The organism is Glutamicibacter sp. GQ173, from assembly GCF_059759215.1.
The window spans coordinates 50,020-66,473 of sequence record NZ_JCAXDT010000010.1; the positions used below are offsets into that span (position 1 = coordinate 50,020).

General features: G+C 62.8%; 15 protein-coding genes. 12 read left to right on the forward strand and 3 right to left on the reverse strand.

Annotated elements, in window-relative coordinates; translation table 11 throughout:
• The first annotated feature begins 7 nt into the window (after positions 1 to 7).
• On the forward strand, positions 8 to 709 hold the full coding sequence (locus AC6CHO_RS15470; protein WP_498216283.1) for a hypothetical protein: 702 nt from the start codon (positions 8 to 10) through the stop codon (positions 707 to 709).
• Positions 710 to 804: 95 nt separating this feature from the next.
• On the opposite strand, the gene AC6CHO_RS15475 is transcribed toward AC6CHO_RS15470, so the two are convergent.
• Positions 805 to 1,026: an acyl-CoA carboxylase subunit epsilon gene (locus tag AC6CHO_RS15475; RefSeq protein WP_498216285.1), complete on the reverse strand. Its 222-nt coding sequence runs from the start codon at positions 1,024 to 1,026 to the stop codon at positions 805 to 807.
• A gap of 46 nt (positions 1,027 to 1,072) precedes the next feature.
• On the reverse strand, positions 1,073 to 2,683 hold the full coding sequence (locus AC6CHO_RS15480) for an acyl-CoA carboxylase subunit beta (protein ID WP_498216286.1): 1,611 nt from the start codon (positions 2,681 to 2,683) through the stop codon (positions 1,073 to 1,075).
• A 195-nt stretch (positions 2,684 to 2,878) separates the two neighbouring features.
• Here AC6CHO_RS15480 and AC6CHO_RS15485 point away from each other — a divergent pair, with 195 nt between their 5' ends.
• From AC6CHO_RS15485 to AC6CHO_RS15515, 7 genes are all read left to right on the forward strand, one after another.
• Positions 2,879 to 3,736 (forward strand): SDR family oxidoreductase, encoded by an 858-nt coding sequence (locus AC6CHO_RS15485; protein ID WP_498216288.1) that lies wholly within the window; start codon positions 2,879 to 2,881, stop codon positions 3,734 to 3,736.
• 51 nt (positions 3,737 to 3,787) lie between these two features.
• A complete protein-coding gene (locus tag AC6CHO_RS15490; RefSeq protein ID WP_498216290.1) occupies positions 3,788 to 4,654 on the forward strand; it encodes a biotin--[acetyl-CoA-carboxylase] ligase in 867 nt (288 codons plus the stop codon).
• Positions 4,655 to 4,739: 85 nt separating this feature from the next.
• Complete coding sequence (locus AC6CHO_RS15495) at positions 4,740 to 5,288, forward strand: hypothetical protein (protein WP_498216292.1); 549 nt, start codon at positions 4,740 to 4,742, stop codon at positions 5,286 to 5,288.
• Positions 5,285 to 6,496 (forward strand): adenylate/guanylate cyclase domain-containing protein, encoded by a 1,212-nt coding sequence (locus AC6CHO_RS15500; RefSeq protein ID WP_498216294.1) that lies wholly within the window; start codon positions 5,285 to 5,287, stop codon positions 6,494 to 6,496. The genes AC6CHO_RS15495 and AC6CHO_RS15500 overlap by 4 nt, the downstream gene beginning before the upstream one ends.
• Positions 6,496 to 7,452: a PP2C family protein-serine/threonine phosphatase gene (locus tag AC6CHO_RS15505; protein WP_498216296.1), complete on the forward strand. Its 957-nt coding sequence runs from the start codon at positions 6,496 to 6,498 to the stop codon at positions 7,450 to 7,452. Before AC6CHO_RS15500 ends, AC6CHO_RS15505 begins: the two co-directional genes overlap by 1 nt.
• Positions 7,453 to 7,499: 47 nt before the next feature.
• Positions 7,500 to 9,776 carry an NAD-dependent DNA ligase LigA gene (ligA, locus tag AC6CHO_RS15510; protein ID WP_498216298.1) on the forward strand — a complete coding sequence of 759 codons (2,277 nt, stop codon included), beginning with the start codon at positions 7,500 to 7,502 and terminating at the stop codon, positions 9,774 to 9,776.
• A gap of 3 nt (positions 9,777 to 9,779) precedes the next feature.
• Positions 9,780 to 10,580, forward strand: coding sequence for an inositol monophosphatase family protein (locus AC6CHO_RS15515; RefSeq protein WP_498216300.1), 801 nt, complete (start codon positions 9,780 to 9,782; stop codon positions 10,578 to 10,580).
• Here AC6CHO_RS15515 and AC6CHO_RS15520 read toward each other — a convergent pair.
• Positions 10,577 to 11,188: a hypothetical protein gene (locus tag AC6CHO_RS15520; protein WP_498216301.1), complete on the reverse strand. Its 612-nt coding sequence runs from the start codon at positions 11,186 to 11,188 to the stop codon at positions 10,577 to 10,579. The genes AC6CHO_RS15515 and AC6CHO_RS15520 overlap by 4 nt on opposite strands.
• 231 nt (positions 11,189 to 11,419) lie before the next feature.
• Here AC6CHO_RS15520 and AC6CHO_RS15525 point away from each other — a divergent pair, with 231 nt between their 5' ends.
• The 4 genes from AC6CHO_RS15525 to AC6CHO_RS15540 all read left to right on the forward strand — a co-directional run bounded on the left by AC6CHO_RS15525 (position 11,420) and on the right by AC6CHO_RS15540 (position 16,192).
• Positions 11,420 to 12,097, forward strand: a complete 678-nt coding sequence (locus tag AC6CHO_RS15525) for a GntR family transcriptional regulator (RefSeq protein ID WP_498216303.1) — start codon at positions 11,420 to 11,422, stop codon at positions 12,095 to 12,097.
• A gap of 109 nt (positions 12,098 to 12,206) precedes the next feature.
• Complete coding sequence (locus AC6CHO_RS15530) at positions 12,207 to 13,688, forward strand: amino acid permease (RefSeq protein ID WP_498216369.1); 1,482 nt, start codon at positions 12,207 to 12,209, stop codon at positions 13,686 to 13,688.
• Between the two features lie 244 nt (positions 13,689 to 13,932).
• Positions 13,933 to 14,919 (forward strand): ornithine cyclodeaminase family protein, encoded by a 987-nt coding sequence (locus AC6CHO_RS15535; protein ID WP_498216305.1) that lies wholly within the window; start codon positions 13,933 to 13,935, stop codon positions 14,917 to 14,919.
• 49 nt (positions 14,920 to 14,968) lie between these two features.
• Complete coding sequence (locus tag AC6CHO_RS15540) at positions 14,969 to 16,192, forward strand: amidohydrolase family protein (protein WP_498216307.1); 1,224 nt, start codon at positions 14,969 to 14,971, stop codon at positions 16,190 to 16,192.
• Positions 16,193 to 16,454 lie beyond the last annotated feature (262 nt).

Genomic DNA, 16,454 nt, shown 5'->3' on the forward strand with positions numbered 1-16,454 from the left:
GGAATCCTTGAACGAGCTCTACGTCGAATATTGCGGCCAGTACTATCCAGTAGTAGAGGATAAGACCTTTGTCATCGGACGCGAAGGCGACTTGGCAATTGATGAAAACCCCTACCTTCACCGCCAGTTCCTGACCATTTCAAAACATGCTGGCCTGTGGTGGCTGAACAATATTGGCACCCGCCTGACCGCCACCATTGCGGATAGGACCGGTGGGCTGCAAGCCTGGCTTTCCCCGCAGTCCAGCCTGCCCCTGGTGCTGAACCGGGTATCGGTGGTTTTTACCGCCGGACCGACCACCTATGAACTGTCCATCCATGTGGCCCAGCCGGCGTTCCGGCAAGATCATGTTGATAGCGACAGCGATGGGGAGACCACCATCGGGCCGGTGATTTTGACCCAAGCGCAACGGGCCTTGATCGTTGCCCTCAGCGAACCGATGCTGAAACGCGACGGGACTGGGCTCAGTGCCATCCCTACCAGCGCCGCGGCGGCCGAACGCCTTGGCTGGGGCATCACCAAGTTCAATCGCAAGCTCGATAATGTCTGCGACAAATTGGACCGAGCCGGCATTGCCGGATTGCGTGGCGGGCCAGGGAAACTGGCCACCAATCGCAAGGCGCGGCTCGTTGAGCATGCGGTAAGTTCGCATTTGGTCACCCGGGCAGACCTGGACATGCTTGAGGCCGGGATCCCGGACGACGAATAGGCCGCGTGCAGCGCTTCAAAAAAGGATGGCTTGTTGTTCCCCGAGCGGGGAACAACAAGCCATCTCTTTTGGTCTGCAACATCGGCAAAGAGCCCTTAGTGGCGCCCGATGGCCCAGCCCAGGCGCGGGGTGAGCGCGCGGCGTTTGCGCAGGCGCGTTACGCGCTTCTTGGCTGGTGCCGCTTCGTCGGGCTGCTCGGCAGGAGCACTGCCCAAGGCGCACAGCAATGCGGTGACTGCTGCCAGCTCCTCGGCGCTGGGATTGCCCTTGGTCACCTGGATCTGCGGGGCGGCAGGCGTCGCGGTGTCCTGTTCCATTGGCTTTGCTCCTCGTTAGTATTCGAATAGGCGGTGCGGGCCCTGGTTACAGCGGGATGTTGCCGTGCTTCTTCGGTGGCAGCACTGCATGCTTTTCGCGCAGTGCGCGCAATCCGCGAACCAGCTGCACACGGGTGTCGCTCGGGGCGATGACCGCATCCACGTAGCCCAGCTCGGCGGCCTGGTACGGGTTGAGCAGCTCGGCCTCGTAGTCGTCGATGATCTGCTTGCGGCGCGCCTCGACGTCTCCGCCTTCGGCTTCCACCGCTGCAAGATCGCGGCGGTACAGGATGTTCACTGCGCCCTGCGCGCCCATCACGCCGATCTGCGCGGTTGGCCAGGCCAGGTTCAAATCCGCGCCGAGCTTCTTGGAGCCCATCACGATGTACGCTCCGCCGTAGGCCTTGCGGGTGATCACGGTCAACTTCGGCACGGTGGCTTCGGCGTAGGCGTAGAGCAGCTTCGCGCCGCGGCGGATGATGCCCTGGAATTCCTGGTCCTTGCCGGGCAGGAAGCCAGGCACGTCCACGAAGGTGAGGATCGGGATGTTGAAGGCATCGCAGTTGCGCACAAAGCGGGCTGCCTTTTCCGAGGCGGCAATGTCCAAGGTGCCAGCGAACTGCATTGGCTGGTTGGCCACGATGCCCACGGTGCGTCCCTCGACGCGGGCGTAGCCGATCATCACGTTCGGCGCGTACAGCGACTGCATTTCAAAGAAGTGCGCGTCATCGACGACGGACTCGATGATCTTGCGCATGTCATAAGGCTGGTTTGCGGAATCCGGAATCAAGGTATCCAATGCCAGGTCATCCGCGGTGACTTCCAGCTCTTCATCGAACTCGGCGATCAAGGCATCGGAAAGGTTGGAGGATGGGAGGAAGTCCAGCAGTTCCTTGCAGAACTCCACAGCGTCTTCCTCGTCACTGGCCAGGTACGTTGCCGTACCGGTGTTGGCATTGTGCTGGCGCGCGCCGCCGAGGGTTTCCATGTCGATTTCTTCGCCGGTGACGGTCTTGATGACATCTGGCCCGGTGATGAACATGTGGCTGGTCTTGTCAACCATGATCACGTAGTCGGTCAGCGCAGGGGAGTACGCGGCTCCACCGGCCGATGGGCCCATGATCAGCGAGATCTGCGGGACCACACCGGAGGCGTGGACGTTGTTGCGGAAGATGTCGGCGAACATGGCCAGGGAGGCCACGCCTTCCTGAATGCGGGCGCCGCCGCCGTCGAGGATGCCTACTACCGGGCAGCCATTGCGCAGCGCGAATTCCTGGACCTTGACGATCTTCTCGCCGTTGACCTGGGACAGCGAGCCGCCGTAGACGGTGAAGTCCTGGGAGTAGACGGCGACAAGGCGGCCATCAACGGTGCCGTAGCCGGAAACCAGGCCATCGCCCATTGGCTTCTTCTTTTCCATGCCGAAGGCAGTGGAACGGTGAACAGCGAGGGCATCGAATTCCACGAAGGAGTCCTCGTCCATGAGCATTTCGATGCGTTCACGGGCGGTGTGCTTTCCGCGGGAGTGCTGTTTTTCGATTGCTGCCTGGCCGCTAGGTGCTTCGGAGAGCTTCTGGCGGCGGCGGAATTCAGCAAGCTTGCCGGCGGTGGTGGACAGGTCGATTGCTTCGTCTGCCTCGGTTCTGCCCTGCGTCATGCCTTCGACTCCCTCGAGTTGTCATTAATGTGTAGGAATAGCACAAGAAAAATGCCATCCAAGTCAGTCTAGCTGGGTAAACAGGACTTCTGGTTGTAGGAAACTTACAAAATGGGCCAATATCCAGTGGGTGGCACGCCAGAATAAGTTACTGAAGAGTAGCTTAGTCGGGGGAGTTCGCGTAACCTGTATCACATGACTAGTGAACCCCGCACTGAACTCGCCCCGGTCGCGGCGAGCCTCAAGAACCGCACCATCTTGATGAGCGGCGGAAGCCGCGGCATCGGATTGGCCATAGCCAAAGCAGCCGGAGCGCTCGGAGCCAACGTCGTGCTGCTCTCGAAAACCAGCGACCCGCATCCCAGCCTCGAAGGCACCATTCACACCGCCGTTGAAGAAATCAACCAGGCCGGCGGACGCGGCCTGGCCGTGGTGGGCGACGTGCGCATCGACGAGGACGTGCAACGCGCAGTGGCCGAAGCAGTGGCCGCCTTCGGCGGCATCGACATCGTGGTGAATAACGCCTCGGCGATTAACCTGGCCAAGACCGAGCAAGTGGACATGAAGCGCTATGACTTGATGCAGGACATCAACGTGCGCGGAACCTTCCTGCTATCCAAAACCGCGCTGCCCTACCTTCGTGCCTCGCAACATGCCCATATTCTGACGCTGTCGCCACCGCTGAATCTGGACCCGCGCTGGGCAGGGGAGCACCTGGCCTACACGATGGCCAAATACGGCATGTCCCTGACCACCCTTGGATTGGCCGAAGAGCTCAAGGATCAAGGCGTTGGAGTGAATTCGCTGTGGCCAGAAACCCTGATTGATACCGCGGCAATCCGCAATCTGCCCGGTGGGCAGAAAATGATCCAGGGCGCCCGCGATGCGCAAATTGTTGCCGATGCCGCCATGGCCATTTTGAGCAGCGATCCCCAAAAGTTCAGCGGCAACTTCTTCACCGACTCGCAGGTGCTGAACTTGGCTGGCGTGGCGGATCTGGAGAAATATTCGCTCAACCCCGACGTGCCGCTGGTCGAGGACATATTCCTTTAAGGAAACTTCGCCAAGAGCGGATCGGCGTGCCGGTGCCATAGGGTTTTAGCTATGGACACTTCCCAGGGCGCCGCCCGCGCAGCCATTGACCCCACGCGTTTTGCCCAGCTTACGAAGCAGCTTTCGCTCGGAGCGGTGGAATTCAAAGAGACCTCGGGGTCAACGAATGCCGAATTGGCGGATCTGGCCAGCCAGGGCCTGGCTGGCCATCTGAGCGTGTACTACACGGAGCACCAGCAAGCAGGGAAAGGCCGGCTCGGCCGCGCCTGGGTGACGCCGTCTGGCTCTTCGATCACCGTGAGCGTGATGATGGCCCCCGGAGCGAGCGTCCCTACCGAAGCGCTGTCCTGGTACACCATGCTGGCCGCCTTGGCCTGGAGCCGAGCTGCAGAACGCGTCGCCAAAGTCCCGGTCCGCATCAAATGGCCCAATGACCTGCTGGCCGGGGAGTTCAAGATTTGCGGCATCCTGGCTCAAATGGTTCCGGCCGGCTCCGGATACGGGGTGGTTGTTGGCACCGGGATGAACGTGGACCAGAGCCGCGAAGAACTTCCGGTCCCCACGGCCACTTCGCTGCGGCTGGCCAGTTCGCACGCCATCGACCGCACCCAATTGCTGGCCGAGTACCTCAAGGAACTGGTGAACCTCGATCGCGGTTTCCGCCAGGTCTCGGGGTCCGTTCAGGTGCCGCTGCCGGGATTCGAGGGCCGGTCCCTGCGCGAAATGGTCAGTGAAAAACTGGCCACCCTGGGCCACGAGGTGCGGGTCGAATTCCCTGACGGCTCGACCCTGGAAGCCACCGCAGTCCAGCTGGCGCCTGACGGAGCACTGGTTTTGGAGGACCGGACGGGGCAGCGGATCAATGTGCTGGCCGGGGACGTGCACCACGTGCGGCGCGCCGATGGAAAGTATGCCTAACCAGCATCGTGCCTAGCACCGGGACTATTATTGAATACACAGACCGAAGAACTGTGTCCAGACAGGAGGGGCGAGGACCTAAGCGATGAAGTTGCCGCTACATGAACGGGAGCGAGTGATTATCAAAACTCGTGAGCACTCCCGAGTATTGCGACAGCCAATCAGCGCCTTTCTCATCCTCACCGCCTTGTGCACGTTCGCCATTGGCTACCTCTCGCGTGATGACCTCTCCGATTGGCTGGCCGACAACGCCGAGGTGTGGATGGTCGTGGCCGTGGTTCTCTGGGCCGCCTTGGTGCTGATCTGGAGCATCGTTCCGTGGATCCGCTGGACGCGCAGCCTGATCGTGCTGACCAGCGAACGGATCATGTACAGGTCCGCCTACAGCCAGGGACAGCTGCAATCTGTAGGATTATTTACGGTTCGCGATCTGGTCGCCTACGCTAAGCAGCACAATGCGATGACGCGCGCCGGAACCTTGGATATCGTCTTGAACCAGGGATATGTGCGAATCGCGCACGTTCCATCCGTCCCGTTTTTCCGTTCGCTGGCCATGGAAGCCATGGCTAATCTGCGCGGAAGCCGGGACGCGGCACATACCGAAACGACGAATAGTGAGGGCATGGGGGCATGAGCACCGAGCACAACAATCCACCCCGGGCCGACTCCCCGCAGTCGGCCGCGCAGGCCGCCCGCGAAGCTCGTCAGCATCCTGCCGCCGACAGCCCCGACCAGTCCGATCCAATTTTCGAACTGGCCCAGGCCATGGAGGGCCCGCTGCGCATCCCGGCCCACACCCCGGATGCCGTGCGCGATAACGTCGCCTCGCTGGAACACCGGCTTATCGGCGGCCAGCGCGAGTTCCGCCGCCGCGAGGTAGCGGCCGAAGCCGGAATTTCCCTGCACTCCGCCCGCAAGCTCTGGCGCGCCATCGGCTTCCCGGAACTCGGCGATGACGAGGTGTTCTTCACCAAGGCCGACAAAGCCGCGCTGGGCACCATGGTGGACATGGTGCGCGAAGGCAAGCTCACCGAGGAAACAGCGATCTCGCTGATGCGCTCGGTCGGGCAGATGACCGACCGCATGGTCGTCTGGCAAATCGAGGCCCTGGTCGAGGACATGATCGCCAACCAGAACATGTCCGACCGCCAGGCCCGCCGCCAGCTGTTCAGCATGCTGCCCGACATCATTCCGGCGATTGAGGATTTGCTCCTCTACTCCTGGCGCCGGCAGCTGAACTCGGCAGTGCACCGCATGGCACTGCGCGTGGAAACCGGTGTCGCCGCCTACAAGCAGGACAGCCCGGAGGCAGACGGTGGAACGCCGCTGCCCTTGGCCCGAGCCGTGGGCTTCGCGGATCTGGTCTCCTACACTTCGCTCTCGCGCCGCATGAACGAGCGAACCCTCGCCCAGCTGGTGCAGCGCTTCGAAGCAAAATGCGCGGAAATCATTTCCGTTGGCGGCGGGCGCCTGGTCAAGACCATCGGCGATGAAGTGCTCTACGTGGCGGAAACCCCGCAGGCTGGCGCGCTCATTGCCTTGTCGCTCTCCCGCGAACTGGCCAAGGACGAGCTGTTCCCGCAAACCCGGGGAGCCGTGGTCTGGGGCCGGGTGCTGTCCCGGCTCGGCGACATCTACGGGCCGACCGTGAACATGGCCGCCCGTCTCACCTCGCTGGCCGAACCCGGATCGGTGCTCACCGATGCCCTGACCGCAAACACCCTGCGCAATGATGCCCGCTTTGTGCTGACCGCCCAAGAAATTACGGCCGTGCGCGGCTTTGGCGACATCCAACCTTACGAACTCTCGCCTGGCGAGGGAGCCGGACTGGTGATTGACTAATGAATAATGAACCGACACCCGTGCCGTTCAACTTGGCTGCCGCCGGAATGACCGACGTTGGACGGCGCCGCACCGAGAACCAGGACCGCATCTTGCTGCATGACATCGTTTATGCGGTGGCCGACGGAATGGGCGGGCACGAGGCCGGGGAAGTAGCCAGCCAGCTCGCGGTCGAAACCATGCAGGAAATTTGCACCTTCGCAAACAAGACCTCGGTACGCAAGCTGCCCACCGTCGCCGAAGTCCAGCGCCAGGTCCAATTGGCCGATGACCGGATCCGAGATGCCCTGGAAGCCCGCGGAGGCACCACCTTGTGCGCGCTGCTGCAGATCAAGGCCCCTGACCAGGGCCGGGACAATGTCACCGCGCCGATCTCCGCAGTGCCACCTTGGACCTCCAGCTTTTCCATGAAGGTCAACACCGACGTGATCGCCAAGATCACCCCGGAAATGCTCAAGGACCACCAGGACTCGGCCGCTCCGGGCACGGCGCCCCTGCCGGTGGTTGCCGAAGAGATACCCAACCTGTTGCTCGTCAACGTGGGCGATTCCCGCGGCTACCGGTTGCGCGATGGAGCCCTGCAGCAGCTGACCCGGGACCACTCGGCCGTCCAGGAAATGGTGGACGCCGGGCAGATCACCGAATCCGAGGCCCGCAATCATCCTCACCGCAACCTGATCACCCGTGCCCTGGGTGCAGGTGCCGAGAGCCAGCCCGATGTCACGGTGCTGCAGCCGCGCATCGGCGACCGCTACCTGTTGTGCAGCGATGGGCTATCCGGCGAGCTGACCGAAGACATCCTGCAGACCATCTTGGTGAACTTCAAGGACCGCAGCGAAGCAGTGCGGGTACTGACCGGGGCGGCCCTGGAAGCCGGTGGCCGGGACAATATCGCGGTGATCGTGATCGACGTCGTTGCTGCCGGAAATCCGGAGCCGGACGCAGAGGAGAACTGAGCTTTCAAGCCTGCGATTCTGGCAGCTGGTGGGGCACAATTGGATACGTGAGTGAAAATGCCGTAACCCCCGTTGAGACCACCAATGCTCCGCCGGAAGCTGACAAGGCCCGCTATGAACAGCTGGTCGAACAGATCCGCACCCACCGCGACGCGTACTACCAAAATGACGCCCCGCTGGTTTCCGACGTCGAATACGATGCGCTGTTCCATGAATTGCAGTTGCTCGAGGCTCAATATCCGATCCTGGCCGGGCAGGATTCACCCACGCAAGAGGTGGGTGGCGAGGTCTCCGCTGCCTTCGCCTCGGTCACTCACGCCAGCCGCATGTACTCGCTGGAAGATGTTTTCTCGCTCGAAGAACTCGACGCGTGGCTGGAACGCGCCCAGGCCAACGCCGAGCGCCTGCATCCGCAAACACCGGTCAAATGGCTGTGCGAGGTCAAGATCGATGGCCTGGCCCTCAACCTGACCTACCGCGACGGCAAACTGGTGCGCGCCGCCACCCGGGGAGACGGCACCACCGGTGAAGACGTCACCCACAACGCCCTGACCATCAGCGACATCCCCCAGGAATTGACCGGCTCGGGCTGGCCGGCAGAATTCGAGGTGCGCGGTGAAGTCTTCATTGCCACCGATGATTTTAATGCCTATAACGAAGCGCTGATTGCCCAGGGCAAGGCGCCCTTGGCGAACCCGCGCAATGCTGCCGCTGGCAGCCTGCGGCAAAAGGATCCCGAACAGACCGCCAAGCGCCCGCTGCGCATGTTTGTCCACGGCCTGGGCCGAAGCCGCGACTTCCAGATGACCGAGCAGTCCGAGGCCTATGAACTCATGCGCGGCTGGGGCCTTCCGGTGTCCCCCTACGGCAGGGTCGTGGGCAGCCGGGCCGAAGCCAAGGACTACATTTCGGAGCATGGCGAAAAACGCCATGACCTCATCCACGACATCGACGGCATCGTCATCAAGGTCAATGACCTGGCAACCCAGGAACAACTGGGCTACACCTCCCGCGTTCCACGCTGGGCGGTCGCCTACAAGTACCCGCCTGAAGAGGTCCACACCAAGCTCTTGGACATCCAGGTCCAGGTTGGCCGCACTGGACGTGTGACCCCCTTTGGCGTGATGGAACCGGTGCTCGTGGCTGGCTCCACCGTAGCCCGTGCCACCTTGCACAACCAGGAAGTGGTCAAGGCCAAAAACGTGAAAATCGGCGACACCATTATCCTGCGCAAGGCCGGCGACGTGATTCCGGAAATCGTCGGACCGGTCTTGCCGCTGCGCGAAGGCAACACCGGCCTGCGCGATTTTGTCATGCCCACCCACTGCCCATCCTGCGGGCAGCCATTGGCGCCGGCGAAGGAAGGGGATGTGGACATCCGCTGCCTCAACGCCGAATCCTGCCCGGCGCAGCTCACCGAACGCGTCGCATACCTTGGCGGGCGAAGCGCGCTGGATATCGAAGCCCTGGGCTATGAAGCCGCCGCGGCATTGACCAGTGGCCCCGGCGAGGACCCGCAGACCCAAGGCGGCGTCATCCTGCCAGCAGGTCCCGGCCCCCTGCATAACGAAGCAGAACTGTTCAATCTCAAGGACAAGCTGGAAGAACTGGGCGAGGTCAAGGTCTGGCGTGAAAAGCGCGCCAAGGGCGAGGGCACCGGAAAATTCGAGCTGGTCCCGTATTTCTATTCCAAGGCCACCGCGAAAAAGCCATCTGCACCGACCCGCAGCACGCTGAAGCTGCTGGACGAGCTGGAAAAGGCCAAGGAGAACCCGCTGTGGCGCGTGCTGGTGGCGCTGTCCATCCGCCACGTCGGCCCTAACGCATCACGGGCCATCGCCACCCGCTATGGGTCCATGGATGCGTTGCTTGCCGTCCTGGACTCTGGCGACGCCGTGGCCGAATTGAGCGAAATCGATTCGGTCGGATCCATCATTGCCGAGGCGCTGGTGGAATGGTTCAAGGTGGGCTGGCATCGCGAGATCGTCTCCGCATGGCAAGCCGCCGGCGTGAAGATGAAAGATGAGCAGGACGAGAACATCCCGAAAAATCTGGACAATCTTGCCATCGTCGTGACCGGAACGCTGGAAAATTATTCGCGGGACACCGCCAAGGAAGCAATTATCGTGCGGGGCGGCAAAGCCACCGGCAGCGTGTCGAAGAAGACCGACTTCCTGGTCGCCGGCGAAGCCGCCGGCTCGAAACTGGACAAAGCACAATCACTGGGAGTTCCGGTGCTCGACGAAGCCGGCTTTGGAGTGCTTCTAGAACAAGGACCAGACGCCGCGCGCGAGGCAGCCCTCGCCGCACCTACGGAAGGCTAATACATGGACAAGTCAATCAGTCACGACCCGCTGGTACTGGTGGCGCGCCGCGCCGCTGCTGCCGGCGCCGAGGTGCTTTCTCGACGCGACGAATCGCAATTCAACCTCAACGACAAGTCGGCAGCGGGGGACTGGGTCACCGATTTTGACCGTGCCTCGGAAGAAGCCATCCGAGCCACCATTTTGACCTCGCGCCCCAATGACGAATTGACCGGCGAGGAGTTCCCCAGCGCCAAGCCGAGCCACCCCAGCGGTGTGCGCTGGAGCATCGATCCCTTGGACGGAACGACCAACTTCGTCCGCAATATCGCCTATTACTGTTCTTCGGTAGGAGCCTGCCAGCTGGAAGAAGATGGCACCGAAACCTGGGTGGCGGCCGCTATTGTTGCCCCGGCCTTGCAAGTGGAGTACTTCGCGGGCAAATCCCTGGGTGCATGGAAGCACGACCTGCGCACCGGAAAACTGACCCAGCTCACCGGACCAGTCGAGTCGGCAACAAAAATTCTTGGCACCGGGTTCGGCTACGATGCCGAACGCCGCCAGTTCCAAGCCCGCGTCTTGGAAGGCATGCTCGAAGACTACGTCAACGTTCGCCGAATCGGCTCTGCCGCCTTGGACCTGTGCCTCGTTGCCGAGGGCGCATTGGACGCCTACGCCGAATACGGCACCCAGGAGTACGACTGGGCAGCCGGCGCGTTGATTGCCCAGGAAGCCGGATGCCAGGTGGGCCGTCCGGTGGCAAATCCCGGATGGCAGTATGCCGGGCTTGTGGATACCGCAAAGCTGAGCGTACCGGGTAACTAGTACAGCACCAGGGCCATCGCTTCATGCGCGTAGTGGATGGCTATGCCTACGGCTACACCGCCACACACCTGGGTGGCGGTGTGCTGGAAGCTTCGAATGCGGGACCAGGAAAGTACCGCGATGAACAAGAGCACCCACGGCGTCAGTTGCGGGCTCTGCCCGGCAACTTGCAAGATGGCATACGTGCCCACAGCCAGATGCACCGAGACTTTCCACCAGATGTTGATGATGGCCACCACCAGCAGTCCCAGCAACATGCACAGGACCTCCCGGAAGATGCCGGCGCCGGCGTCCATCAGCCATAACACCAGCAAGCCGCAGAGGATCAAGCCGGAAGTCATCGCATAAATTCCGTGGCGCTGGCGGCGCACGGTGACATGCAAATCCGTGACCCTGCCGCGCAGTTTTGCCGTCACCAGCAGCAACCACGGGATCACCGTGGTGAACAGGGCGGCCACGATCGCCCCGGCCCAGCTGATGCTTGCATCGCGCAAGGGCGAGAGCGCCAGCAAGAGCGTGCCCAGGACAATAGGCGAGAGGATGTGCGAAATCAGCAGCGCAGCGTTCTTCGCTGCGGCTGGCCGGCTTGGTGCGGAAACCTGCTGCATAAAGGTTGGTAGCCTTGCTCGATAGGGTTTGGCGATCGGCGACTCGCCCCTTCCACACTAGCAAGAGCTGCTTGCGGCACGTGCCTTCATGGGCGCTTCCAGAACGCCAGTTCAAGAGCAACGGGCAGCGCGGCAGGGTTTTATGAGCGACTCCATTTCCTGTTCCCGCTAGGCCGGCCGTCTTTAAGCGACAATTGCAGTGGAAAGCATGTGGGAAAGCGGGTGAATGGCTTGGCAGATAAGGACTTCGAACCGGAGTCGGTGCGCGTCATCGAGCAGATTCGGAACGAGATCATCGACGGGGTGCGCAAACCGGGCAGCCGCCTGGTCGAGCGCGACCTTGCGGAGGATCTGGGGGTCAGCCGGTTGCCGATCCGCGACGCCCTGCGCGTCCTGGTGGCCGAGGGGCTCGTGACGCCGCGCCCGCGCAGCTGGGCCACGGTGCGCGAATTCACCGCCTCGGATGTAGCCGACCTGCACGAGGTGCGTGGCGCGCTGGAAACGATGTCCTTTGCGCTGGCCGCGCAACGCCATACCCGCGAAGGACTGGCGCAGCTGCGCGAGGTGCTCGAGGTGGAAATCGCGGCCGCCGCGGCACAGGACTTCACCACGGCCCGCCGCGCCGGGGCGAACTTCCATGAGGTGGTTATCAGCATGGCGGGCAATGACCTGCTGCTGGAGCTCCAGACCTCCCTGGCCCCGCGGATGCGCTGGGTGCTGGCGCAGCACGACGACCTGGAGACGATGGCGCACGAGCACGAGCTGCTTTATGACGCCATCGCGGAACGCAATGTCGGGCTGGTCAAGCGCTTGGCCGAGCAGCATCTGGACACCAGCCGCGGCAGCATGGCCGACAAGCGGGCCCGCGAAGACAGTGCGGATTCCACAACGGATCCTCAGCAGCCGTAAAAATCAATCGATTAGTCCGGGATCCCGGACGATCGGTGCCATTTCCCCGGCACAGCATGCCTGTGAGCGCGGTTACATGGAGAGCGTGTCCTGAATGGGACTGCTGCACATGACCGTTGTTTCGAGGAGATCCGTGAGAACCAGCCAACCAGCCCAGAGCCTCAAGCGAGGCCTAAGTACCCGGCACATCCGTTTCATAGCCCTCGGATCCGCCATCGGCACCGGGCTGTTCTATGGTTCCGCCGGAGCCATCCAAATGGCCGGACCGGCGGTGCTGCTGGCCTATATCATCGGCGGCGCCGTGGTCTTCATGGTGATGCGCGCTTTGGGCGAGATGGCGGTGCGCAACCCGATAGCGGGGTCCTTCGGCTCCTACGCAACGCGCTACGTGGGCCGCTTTGCCGGCTTTGTCACCGGATGGACCTATACCTTCGAGATGTTCGTCGTGGCTCTGGCCGATGTGACGGCCTTCGGGGTGTATATGGGATTCTGGTTCCCCAACGTCGAACGCTGGATCTGGATCCTTGCGGTGGTCTTCTTCATCGCCGCGGTCAACCTGCTCTCCGTGAAGGTGTTCGGCGAGCTGGAGTTCTGGTTCTCGCTGATCAAGGTCGTGGCGATCATCGCGATGATCGCCGGTGGCATCGCGGTGATCGTCTTCGGCCTGGGCAACCAGTCCGAGGGTGCCGCGGGCATCTCCAACCTGTTCTCCCATGACGGCTTCATGCCGCACGGGGTGATGGGAGTGCTCATGTCCTTCACCATCGTGATGTTCGCCTTCGGCGGCACCGAGGTCATCGGCATCACCGCGGGCGAGGCAAAGAATCCGCGCAAGGTTATTCCTGAGGCCATCAACTCGGTGCCGGTGCGCATCCTGCTCTTCTACGTGCTGACCCTGGGCGTGATCATGTCGATCCAGCCATGGAATACCATCAACGGCGAGGAAAGCCCTTTCGTCTCGATCTTCTCCAGCATCGGCCTCTCCTCGGCCGCCCACGTGCTGAACTTCATCGTGATCACCGCAGCGCTCTCGGCGATCAATGCGGATATCTTCGGCGCAGGCCGCATGATCCACGGCATGGCCCGGCAGGGCCAGGCCCCGATGGTCTTCACCAAGACCACCGCCAACGGCGTGCCATGGGTGACCTCGCTGTCGATGATCGTGGCCCTGCTGATCGGCGTGGTGCTCAATATCTGGTTCGAGGACCAGATCTTCTTCCTGATCGCGGCCCTGGCCACCTTCGCCACGGTGGTGGTATGGCTGATGATCCTGCTCTCCCATATCGGAATGAAGCGCGAGCTGGCGCGCAAGGGCCTGGCCTCCGCGGGCTTCCAGATTCCTTTCTGGCCACTGGGCAGCTACATCGCGGTGGCCTTCATGGTCTTCGTGATCGTCATGATCGGCGTAGTGCCCGATACCCGCAGCGCGCTGGTCACCGGAGCCATCTGGGTCGCGGCGCTCGGTGCTTGCTACTGGTTCTTCGTGCGCGGCAAGCGCGTACCGGAAATCGACGAATTCGACGCGGATCCGGATTCGGTGGCCGAGCACGGGGAGAATGTCGGCCAGCAGGCCGAAGGCCAGCGTTCCTAGGAGCGCCAGGTCCTTGAAGGGGCCACGGGTACGGCATTGCGCCGTACCCGTGGCCCCTTTTCTTTTGCCCTGGTCGCTGGGTTTTCTGGATGCGCCCGGCTGTTTGGTATACCTATAGTGGCGTATGCATTCGATAGTTTTAAGGGGAGCCTTGCGACGGCTTGCTCAGATCGCTATATTTTGGAATACCAAATAGGCTACAGTGTGATCTGGAAAGCATCACACTGTTTGAAAGAAGCAACCAATGACCCTCATGCTCAACGCCTCGACGCTCCAGGCTGTGCTCGATATGCATTCCACGGTCCAAGCCGTTGATCGGATCTTCGGCGATCTGGCCAGGGGCACCGCGGCTCAGCCGACCCCATCAGCCATGGCAGTGCCGAGCGCGGATTCGAGCTTCATCGTCATGCCCAGCGTGGCCTCCGCACAGGGGCTGGCCAGCGTCAAGCTTCTTGCCGATATCCCCTCCAATGCCCAGCGCGGCCTTCCCTCGCAGCGTTCGCTGATCATGCTGGCCGACCATGTCACCGGCGGCCCGCTGGCCATCCTTGATGGCAAGGTCCCCACCCGGATCCGCACCGCCGCGGCCACCGCGGTGGCCACGAAATACCTGGCCCGCCCGGACAGCACGGTGCTGGGGCTGATCGGCGCCGGCGCCCTCGCGGTGGCCCACGTCGAGGCCATGCTGTGCGTGCTGCCCGTCACCAAGGTCGTGGTGTGGTCGCGGACCGAACAGCGTATTGCCGAATTCAGCCAGGCCGTGGCCGGCCACGGCCTGGAGGTGGTGGCGGCGCCGAGTCCCGAAGCCGTGGTGGCCTCCTGCGATGTGCTGTGCACGCTCACCCCATCGGTGGAACCGATTGTGCAGGGACAATGGTTCCAGCCCGGCCAGCACATCAATGCTGTCGGCGCCCGGCCGCGTCCGGGTGAACGCGAGATCGATGGCATCGGCATGGCCCGATCCAGGGTCTTCGTCGACCATATGGGCACCGCCCAGGCCAAGTCTGGCGACTATCTGATGGCGCTCGCCGAAGGCGTAATCGCCGCCGATGCGATCGCGGGGGAGCTGGGGCAAGTGGTCGCTGGCGAGCTGGCCGGCCGAAGCGAACGGCAGGAGATCACCCTGTTCAATTCGGTGGGCCTCGGCGCGCTGGATCTGGCGATCGGGCGCCTGGCCTATGACCGGGCCGTGGAGCAGGGGCTGGGCCAGGACGTGGACCTGTCAAACTAGGCGCAAGTAGAACCAGAACACCACCACAGCAGCGAGAGGAACCCATACTATGCTCATCAGCAATGCCCGCCCCTGGGCCGGCGACCGCAGCGATATCCTGGTCAAGGAGGGGAAGATCGCCTCGATCACCGCCCATGATCCATCGCGCCAGCTGGGCGCGGGTGATGTGGACGGCCGCGGCCGGATCCTGATCCCGGCCTTCTCGGACGTGCACGTCCACCTGGACTCCACCCGCATTGGCCTGCCCTTCCGCGAGCACACCGGCCGGCCAGGTGTCTGGGGGATGATGAGCAATGACCGGGAGAATTGGCGCGATGCCGAAATCGGGATCACGCAGCGCGTGGCCGGCACCCTGGAACGGATGATCGCTCGCGGCACCACTCGCGTGCGTTCCTTCGCCCAGGTGGATGTGGATACCAAGCTGGAAAAGTACGAGGCCGTCGTCGCGGCGAAAGAGAAGTTCGCGAACGAGGCCGAGGTGCAGATCATGGTCTTCCCGCAGGCCGGCATCCTGCGCGAGCCGGGCACCGAAAGGTACCTGGAAGACGCGCTGAAGGCCGGCGCCGACGTGATGGGCGGCATCGACCCCTGCGAGCTTGACCGCGACCCGGTTCGGCACCTCGACGTGGTCTTCGGCCTGGCCGAGAAGTACCAGGTGGAGGTGGATATCCACCTGCACGAGCACGGCACCCAGGGGGTCTTCTCCGCGGAGCTGATCGCCGAGCGCACCCGAGCGCTGGGCATGCAGGGCAAGGTCAACCTGTCACACGCCTATGAGCTGGGCAGCGTCAACGAGGCCACCAGCCGGCGGCTGGTCGACACCTTTGCCGAGCTGGATATCTCGTTGACCTCGGTGGCCCCGAGCACCTCGAACCACCTGCCGCTGGTGCAGCTCACCGAGGCCGGGGTGCGCTTCGGCCTGGGCGAAGACGGCCAGCGCGACTATTGGAGCCCCTACGGCAACTGCGACCTGCTGGATCGGACCTGGCAGCTGGCCTTCGTCAACGGCTTCAGCAAGGACGAGCTGATTGAGCACGCTCTGGCCGTGGCCACCATCGGCGGCGCCTCGATCATGAGCCACGAGGTGCCGCGCCTGGCATCGGTGGCCGACCGCCCGGGCGTGGCCGTGGGCGACCGAGCCGAGCTGGTGCTGGTGGACGGCGAGAGCATCGCCTCCACCGTGATGGACCGCGGCACCGACCGCACCGTCATCCACGACGGGCGCGTTGTCGCCGACGGGCTGAAGGTGCTCTCGGTGGCGGACAGCTACTAGAAAAAAGGCAGCTCAATGCCAACGGCCAGGCGGGAATGCGAGTCCGTCCGGCCGCTGCCGGAGCAGTCCTTCGGCATCGGCCCTGTGGTGTAGATTTTGCGCTAGTGCGTGTGCCAGGTTCCCGGCTTTTTGATTCATAAGCACCAGGGAAAATTGCTTGAGCTGGATGCCCTCATGAGCGGGGAAGAACTGTTTGTTGCTTGTTCGCAACGCCATCATTCTGGTCCTCGCAAACACTGGCAACGGTGGCCCGCGCACAGCC

Bases quoted from the DNA above. Each gene is read 5' to 3' on its own strand.
- AC6CHO_RS15500 (WP_498216294.1), top strand. From the start codon at position 5,285: ATGAGCACCGAGCACAACAATCCACCCCGGGCCGACTCCCCGCAGTCG.
- AC6CHO_RS15485 (WP_498216288.1), top strand. From the start codon at position 2,879: ATGACTAGTGAACCCCGCACTGAACTCGCCCCGGTCGCGGCGAGCCTC.
- AC6CHO_RS15540 (WP_498216307.1), top strand. From the start codon at position 14,969: ATGCTCATCAGCAATGCCCGCCCCTGGGCCGGCGACCGCAGCGATATC.
- AC6CHO_RS15495 (WP_498216292.1), top strand. From the start codon at position 4,740: ATGAAGTTGCCGCTACATGAACGGGAGCGAGTGATTATCAAAACTCGT.
- AC6CHO_RS15520 (WP_498216301.1), bottom strand. From the start codon at position 11,188: ATGCAGCAGGTTTCCGCACCAAGCCGGCCAGCCGCAGCGAAGAACGCT.
- AC6CHO_RS15475 (WP_498216285.1), bottom strand. From the start codon at position 1,026: ATGGAACAGGACACCGCGACGCCTGCCGCCCCGCAGATCCAGGTGACC.
- AC6CHO_RS15480 (WP_498216286.1), bottom strand. From the start codon at position 2,683: ATGACGCAGGGCAGAACCGAGGCAGACGAAGCAATCGACCTGTCCACC.
- AC6CHO_RS15490 (WP_498216290.1), top strand. From the start codon at position 3,788: ATGGACACTTCCCAGGGCGCCGCCCGCGCAGCCATTGACCCCACGCGT.
- AC6CHO_RS15530 (WP_498216369.1), top strand. From the start codon at position 12,207: ATGACCGTTGTTTCGAGGAGATCCGTGAGAACCAGCCAACCAGCCCAG.
- AC6CHO_RS15505 (WP_498216296.1), top strand. From the start codon at position 6,496: ATGAATAATGAACCGACACCCGTGCCGTTCAACTTGGCTGCCGCCGGA.
- AC6CHO_RS15515 (WP_498216300.1), top strand. From the start codon at position 9,780: ATGGACAAGTCAATCAGTCACGACCCGCTGGTACTGGTGGCGCGCCGC.
- AC6CHO_RS15535 (WP_498216305.1), top strand. From the start codon at position 13,933: ATGACCCTCATGCTCAACGCCTCGACGCTCCAGGCTGTGCTCGATATG.